The 6,848-nt window shown below is 69.6% G+C and carries 5 protein-coding genes; all 5 read right to left on the reverse strand.

The annotated features are described in order from the left end of the window. Positions 1–7: 7 nt before the first annotated feature. Positions 8–1,348 carry a tRNA uridine-5-carboxymethylaminomethyl(34) synthesis GTPase MnmE gene (mnmE, locus tag HEP74_RS21715; protein WP_185814637.1) on the reverse strand — a complete coding sequence of 447 codons (1,341 nt, stop codon included), beginning with the start codon at positions 1,346–1,348 and terminating at the stop codon, positions 8–10. 29 nt (positions 1,349–1,377) lie between these two features. After that, complete coding sequence (locus tag HEP74_RS21720) at positions 1,378–4,119, reverse strand: polysaccharide deacetylase family protein (protein WP_185814638.1); 2,742 nt, start codon at positions 4,117–4,119, stop codon at positions 1,378–1,380. Between the two features lie 93 nt (positions 4,120–4,212). Next, positions 4,213–5,955, reverse strand: a complete 1,743-nt coding sequence (gene yidC / locus HEP74_RS21725) for a membrane protein insertase YidC (protein ID WP_185814639.1) — start codon at positions 5,953–5,955, stop codon at positions 4,213–4,215. 18 nt (positions 5,956–5,973) lie between these two features. Continuing rightward, entirely contained in the window at positions 5,974–6,453 is a 480-nt protein-coding gene (gene rnpA, locus HEP74_RS21730; RefSeq protein WP_524540757.1) for a ribonuclease P protein component, read from the reverse strand. Beyond that, complete coding sequence (rpmH, locus tag HEP74_RS21735; RefSeq protein WP_003469983.1) at positions 6,450–6,590, reverse strand: 50S ribosomal protein L34; 141 nt, start codon at positions 6,588–6,590, stop codon at positions 6,450–6,452. Before rpmH ends, rnpA begins: the two co-directional genes overlap by 4 nt. Between the last annotated feature and the right edge of the window lie 258 nt (positions 6,591–6,848).

The following is a 6,848-nucleotide window of genomic DNA, read 5'->3' on the forward strand; positions in this document are numbered from 1 at the left end:
GCGTGGCCTACTTGCCGATACAGAAGCTGGAGAAGATCCGCCCCAGCAAGTCGTCGGCGCTGAGATGGCCGACGATCTCGCCGAGTGCGGCGTGCGCCAGGCGCAGTTCCTCGGCGGCCAGTTCCAGCCGCTCGTAGCCCAGTTCGGCAGCCGCGGCCGCGGCGTGTTCCGCGGCGCGCTGCAGCGCGTCCACGTGGCGCGCACGCGCGGAAAATTCGCCGTCGCTGCCGTCGCCGGCGGCATGCCCGGCGATCGCGCGCAGTTGCGCGTGCAGCTGGTCGAGACCGCTGCCGGTGCTGGCAGAGACGTACACGCTGTCTTCCGTCGCTTGCGGCACGGCCTCGAGCAGGTCGCTCTTGTTGTGGATCCACAGCCGTTGCGGTACTCCGGCGATGGCCTCGGCGATGGCGGCGCGGCCGGCATCCGCATCGCGCGCGTCGAGCACGATCAGCGCCAGATCGGCGCGCTGCAGTTCCAGCCGCGCGCGGCGCATGCCTTCGCGCTCGATCGCATCGCCGCCGTCGCGCAGGCCGGCGGTGTCCACCAGGGTCAGCTCGACGCCATCCAGACGCACGGTTTCGCGCAAGGTGTCGCGGGTGGTGCCGGCGATGTCGGTGACGATCGCGCGCTCGCTGCCGGCCAGCGCGTTGAGCAGCGAACTCTTGCCGGCGTTCGGCGGCCCCACCAGCACCGCGTGCAGGCCGTCGCGCAGGCGCCGGCCACGCTCGGCATCCAGCAGCAGTTGCGCCAGGTCCGCGCGCGCTTGCGCCAAGCCGGCGCGGACTTGTTCGCCGCCGAGCGTGTCCAGCGCTTCGTCGGCGAAATCGATCGCCGCCTCGATGTGAATGCGCAGCCGCACCAGGTGCTCGGCCAGGGCTTCGACCCGGCGCGAGAACACGCCGTCCAGCGACCTGCGTGCCGCGCGCGCGGCGCGCAGGTCGCCGGCGGCGATCAGGTCGGCGATCGCCTCGGCCTGGGCCAGGTCCAGCTTGCGGTTGAGGAAGGCGCGTTCGCTGAACTCGCCCGGCCGCGCCGGCCGCGCGCCGAGTTCGCAGCAGCGCGCCACCAGTTGCCGCAGCAGCACCGGGCTGCCGTGCGCCTGCAGTTCCAGCACGTCCTCGCCGGTGAAGCTGCGCGGTGCCGGGAACCACAGCGCGATGCCGTCGTCGAGGGTCTCTCCCTGCGCATCGCGGAAGCGCGCATAGCGCGCGGTGCGCGCGGGCAGCGCGCCCAGGCCGAGACCGGTGCCGATCGCCGCGGCCAGGCGCCCGGACACGCGCACCACGCCAACGCCGCCCGCACCCGGGGCGGTAGCGATGGCGGCGATGGTGTCGGCGGCGTGCGGCATGGCGAAGAACGTCCCGGCGGCGCTGCAGGCTACAACGTCTGCAGCTGGGTGCGCGCGTAGGCCGCCGAGGCGCCGCCCGGCTGCAGTTCCAGGTAGGTCTGGAACGCATGCTTGGCCTTGGCCGCATCGCCCATCTGCCGATAGGCGTCGCCGAGATTGATGTAGGCCACCGCGCGCGAGGGATCGATCTTCAGCGTGTTCTCCAGCCAGCGCGCGGCCTGCGCGTACTTGCCCTGGCGGTAGTAGATGAAGCCGAGATTGTTGGCCGCCAGCGCGAAGTCGGGACGCAGCTTCAGCGCTTCGGTGAACTGCGCCTCGGCCTCGTCGTAGCGCTTTTCCTTGTACAGCTGCAGGCCGCGGTCGTTGGCGCGCTGCGCCTGCTGGCGATCGGACAGCGGCCCGGCCGCGACCGGCACCGCCAGCGGCCGCTCGCCGCCCTGCAGGTCCTTGACCACGGTCGGCTTGGCCGCAGGCGCCGCGGCCGATGCCGCCGCCGTGGCGGGCGTGGCCACCGCCGGCACCGCCGCGGCGACCCGATCGTTCATCGCGATCGCCGCCGAGGAGAGCTGCTGGGTGTTGGCGGTCAGGAATTCGTCGCCTTCCGGCACCTGCAGCACGAACTCGCCGCCCTGCGAGCCGGGCAGGCTGCCGAACGCAGGCGTCTGCGGCGAAATGCTCGACACCGCCGGCGCCACGTACGCGGCCAGTTCGGTGCCGGTGATCAGGCCGTCGCCATTGAGATCGCCCTTGCCCGACAGCGCCTGCAGCAGCACCCAGGTGAACACCGAATGGCCGTTGGGGCCGCTGTCGGCGACCTGCTGGTCGGCGCCGCCAGCGGTGAGCATCTGCCGCGCCACGCGCCGCGCGTTCTCGCGCAGGTAGGCGCCGGTGCCGCCGCCGCCGCGGGTCAGGCCCAGGCCGCTGTAGCAGGCATCCATCACGAACAGCACGTGCTTGGCTTCCAGGCTCTCGGCGATGTCCTGGATCTCGGTCATCGGGATCGCGTCGGTGGCGAACTGCGCCGGGTCCGAATCGGCCGGCACGATGTAGCCCAGGTCGCGCCCGGAGGCGAGCTTGCGGGTGGCGCCATGCCCGGCGAAGAACACGAACACGCGGTCGTTCTTGCCCACCCCGCCGTGCGCCAGGCGGTCGTGGAACGCGGCCAGGATATTGTTGCGCGTGGCCTCCTGGTTCTTCAGCACGATCACCTGCGACGACGGGAAACCAAAGCTGCCGGTCAGCGTCTGCGCGATCGCCTGCGCGTCGTTGGCCGCGTACTGCAGCTTGGGCCAGTGCGCGTAGTCGTCGATGCCGATCACGATCGCCCACGACTTGTCGTAGCCGCTGGTCACCGCCGGCGCCGCCGCGTTGGCCGCCGCGCGCGCCACGCTGAAGTCGCGCCCGTTCCAGGCGGCGAACTGGTAGCCGTCGGCGCTGAGCCGGTCCAGGATCTGCGGCAGCGCCTTGACCGTGCGTGCGTGGATGTCGTGGAACAGCAGGATGCCGCGCTGCTCGCGGCCGACCTGCTCGAGCACGCGCTGCACGATCGACTCGGGCACCGGGTCGGCCCAGTCCAGCGAGTCCACGTTCCACATCACCGACTTCAACCCGGCCTCGCCGAGGATCTGCATGCCCTCGGCGTTGCGCGCGCCATACGGGAAGCGGAACAGCGGCGCGCGCTTGGCATCGACCGCGCGCAGCATGCGGTCGGTGTCCAGGATCTGGCTGCGCAGCGCGGCGCCGGTTTCCTTGGACAGCTGCGCATGGGTCAGGCTGTGGTTGCCGACCGTGTAGCCCTGCTCCATCAGCTCGCGGCTGACGCTGGCCAGCGGCGCCAGTTCGACCTTGCCGTCGGCATCGAGCTTGCCCAGGTTGCGGCCGACCTCGAAGAACGTGGCCGGCACGTCGTAGCGCTTGAGGATGGCGACGATCTCGTCGGTGTACTCGCGGTGCGGGCCGTCGTCGAAGCTCAGCACCACCGTCTTCGGCGGCAGATCGCGGCCGAACACTTCGCGGTCGCTGTCCTGCATCGACATCGGATACGGGGTGATCACCCCATAGTCGCGCAGGATCCGTTCGCGCGTGTACAGCGTGCCCAGGTGGGCGAGGTAGTCCTCCCACTTCTCGCGCTTCTGCACGATCGCGCGGGTGCGGTCGAAGCGGCTGAAGATCGCGGTGATCTCGCGGTTGTAGGTGCGCTCGATCTCGTCCAGCGCTTCCAGATCCTCGCCGATGCGCTGGTGCAGCTTGATCGCCGGCAGCGAGGAATCCTTGCCGATGCGCGTCTGCCAGTCGGCCAGGATCTCGCGGAACGCCAGGCGGTCGGCGTCGTACAGGTCCGGCGCCGATTCGACGTAGTCGAGCAGCGCGCCGACCGCGGCGAAACGCTGCGGGTCCGGCTGCGCCAGCAACGCATCGAACTGCTTGGCCAACCCGTCGCGCCGCTCCAGGCCTTCATGGAACAACTGCTGGCCCACGCCGCTGGAAGTCTGCCGCTCGGCCGGCGATTGCTTGGCCTCGTCGGCCAGCAGCACGATGATCTTGCGCTGCGCCGCCAACTGTTCCTGCAGCTGCGTGCGGATCGCCGCGGCCTGCGCCTGCAGCGCCGGCGAACCGGGCAACGGCGTGGCGTCGGTGCCCGCCGCGTGCGAGGACGGTGCTGCGCCCGTGGCGGTGGCCGTGGACGACGTACTGCGCTGGCAGCCTGGCAGCGCAAGCGCGATCAGGCACAGCGCGGTGAACGGCAGGGAGGCGGAACGGCGGTCGAGCATGGCCCGGGGCTCGCAAGGACGGTGGCAGACAGGCGAGCGCGCAATGCCGCGGCCGCATACGCAACGCCCGCCTGGCGGCGGGCGTTGTCGAACTTACTTCTTCGCCTTGGCCGGTGGCTTGGCGCCGGCGCCGGCCGTGGCCGCCTCGCCGTGACGCTTGGTCATCCACCATTGCTGCAGCAGACCCAGCGAACCATTGGTGACCCAGTACAGCACCAGGCCCGACGGCACGAAGGCCATCATCACGCCGAACACCAGCGGCATGAACTGCATCATCCGCGCCTGCATCGGGTCCATGCCCGGCGACGGCGTCAGCTTCTGCGTCAGCCACATCACCGCCACGTTGATCACCGGCAGGATGAAGTACGGATCGCGCGCGGTCAGGTCCTGGATCCAGGCAAACCACGGCGCCTGGCGCAGCTCCACCGATTCCACCAGCACCCAGTACAGCGCGAAGAAGATCGGCATCTGCACCAGCACCGGCAGGCAGCCGCCCATCGGATTGATCTTCTCCTTCTTGTACAGCTCCATCATCGCCGTCTGGAACTTCTGCTTGTCGTCGCCGTAGCGTTCCTTGAGCTGCTGGATGCGCGGCTGGAACTTGCGCATCTTGGCCATGCTCTTGTACTGCGCGGCCGACAGCGGATACAGCATCAGCTTGAGCAGGATCACCAGGCCGACGATCGACCAGCCCCAGTTGCCGAGCAGGGTGTGCAGGTGACTGAGCACCCAGAACAGGCCCTGGCCCAGGATCGCCATCAGCGAGAAGCGGCTGTAGTCGACCACGCGGTCCAGGCCGCGCACATTTTCCTTGGCGATCTGGTTGACCAGCTTCGGGCCGATCCACAGCCGTGCTTCGCTGCTGGCGCGCGCGCCGGGGGCCACGGTGAAGCCCGGACCGCGCGCTTCGATCACATGCCGCGGGCCGTCGTTGGACAGCACGTACAGCGCGTCCTGGTCGGCCTGCGGGATCCAGCCGGTGAAGAAGTGGTGCTGCAGCAGCGCGATCCAGCCGCCCTTGATGGTCTGGTTGACCGGGCCGTCTTCCAGGAAGTCCTTGAACGCGCGGCGCTGGTAGCCGTCCTGCGCGCTGAACCAGGTGGCGCCGTTGAAGCTGAAGGAATCCGGGTTGGTCATGCCGCGGCTGACGATGGTCGGCACCCGGCTCAGCTTGCGGAACACGTAGCCCTGCCAGGGCTTACTGCCCTGGTTGATGATCTCGTCCTTGATCTGCACCGCGTAGTGGCCGCGCTGCACGGTGTAGACGCGGCGGATGCTGATGCCGTCCGGGCCATTCCACACGAACGGCACCTGCAGCGCGTCCTGGCCCTTGGCCAGCACGTAGTCCTTGCCCGGCTGCTCGGGGCGGAAGCCGCCCGGACCCGGCGAAGGCGCGTTGTGCTCGCCGACCCAGCCGCTGGTGGCGGTGTACGGATGCACGGGGTCCTCGGTCAGCAGCGCCACCGGCGGGCTGCCGGGCTGCTTGGTCTGCGGGAACATCAGCAGATCCGCGTCGAACACGCTGCGCCCGTCCAGGGTCAGGTGCAGCACGTCGGTGGTGATGGTGACCCGCGGCGCGGCGCCGGCGGCGGTCGGGGTGGCGGCCGTCTCGGGCGTCGAGCCCGGCACGGTAGCGGCACCGGGCACGGTGGCGCGCGGCACGGCAGGCGTGCCGGCGTTGCCGGCGTCGGCGTCCTGCGCGGGCGGCACCGTGGTCGCGGCCGCAATGGCGGTCGCATCGGCCGCAGGCGCGGCGTGCTCCTTGTTCCACTCCATCCACAACAGGGCCGCGACCATCAGCCAGGCAAAGATCAGGAAAAGGCGGGTCTGGTTCATCGGACAGGCAAGCTCGGCTCAGCCAGAAACGGGTTCTGACTTGGAAGTGGGGGAAGAAGGAGAGAGGGGCGGCGGCATTGTGCCGTCCGCAGCCGGGGCCGGCAATGCGCCAGCGCGACGCAGCAGGCGCAGATAGGCCTGACGCAGCTGTTCGCCGCTGGCCTGGGCGGCTGCGCTGCGCGCCACCACCACATAGTCGCCCGACGCCAGCCACGGCAGCAGATGCCGCGTGGCGTCGCGCAGGACGCGTTTGATGCGATTGCGGACCACCGCGCGCTTGTCGACCTTGCGCGACACGGCAAGGCCGAGCCGCGCAGGGTGATCGGCGCTGCGCCAATGCAGGCTCATCAGTGGTTCGGAGCAGCGGCGTGCGGAATCGAACACGACGCGGTATTCCGCAGACGTGCGAACCCGCGCAGAGCGAGGAAATCGCCTACGCGGGTCGGGATGCTTCACGGTCCGGATTGCAGGCGCCGCCTGGGGCGGCGAAGCAATCAAGCGCTAAGGCGCTTGCGGCCCTTGGCGCGGCGACGGGCCAGGATCTTGCGGCCGTCGGCGGTTGCCATACGGGCACGGAAGCCATGGTCGCGCTTGCGCTTGAGGTTGCTGGGCTGGAATGTGCGCTTGGTGGCCATCGGGGCGCTCTGTCTGAATGAGGCGGAAAGAACCGGAAATTCTATAGAACCAACCGGGGTGCGGTCAACTGCTCTTTATCCGGCGCCAGGACAGGCGCTGCGTGCGGCCTGTGGATGGATCTGTGCATAGATGCGGGAAAACCATTCCAGACCCTGCGTGCCGATGGTAGTCTGACTCATCCGCTTTCCTCTTTTCACCGGCCGAGTGCGCCGCGATCGTTCGCGCCTCACGCCTGGTCTCTCAATGAATTACATCTG

Source organism: Xanthomonas sp. SS, assembly GCF_014236835.1.
In the GTDB taxonomy this organism is placed as follows: Bacteria; Pseudomonadota; Gammaproteobacteria; order Xanthomonadales; family Xanthomonadaceae; genus Xanthomonas_A.

Coding starts and splice junctions, on each gene's coding strand:
- rpmH (WP_003469983.1), bottom strand. CDS start 6,590: ATGGCCACCAAGCGCACATTCCAGCCCAGCAACCTCAAGCGCAAGCGC.
- mnmE (WP_185814637.1), bottom strand. CDS start 1,348: ATGCCGCACGCCGCCGACACCATCGCCGCCATCGCTACCGCCCCGGGT.
- yidC (WP_185814639.1), bottom strand. CDS start 5,955: ATGAACCAGACCCGCCTTTTCCTGATCTTTGCCTGGCTGATGGTCGCG.
- HEP74_RS21720 (WP_185814638.1), bottom strand. CDS start 4,119: ATGCTCGACCGCCGTTCCGCCTCCCTGCCGTTCACCGCGCTGTGCCTG.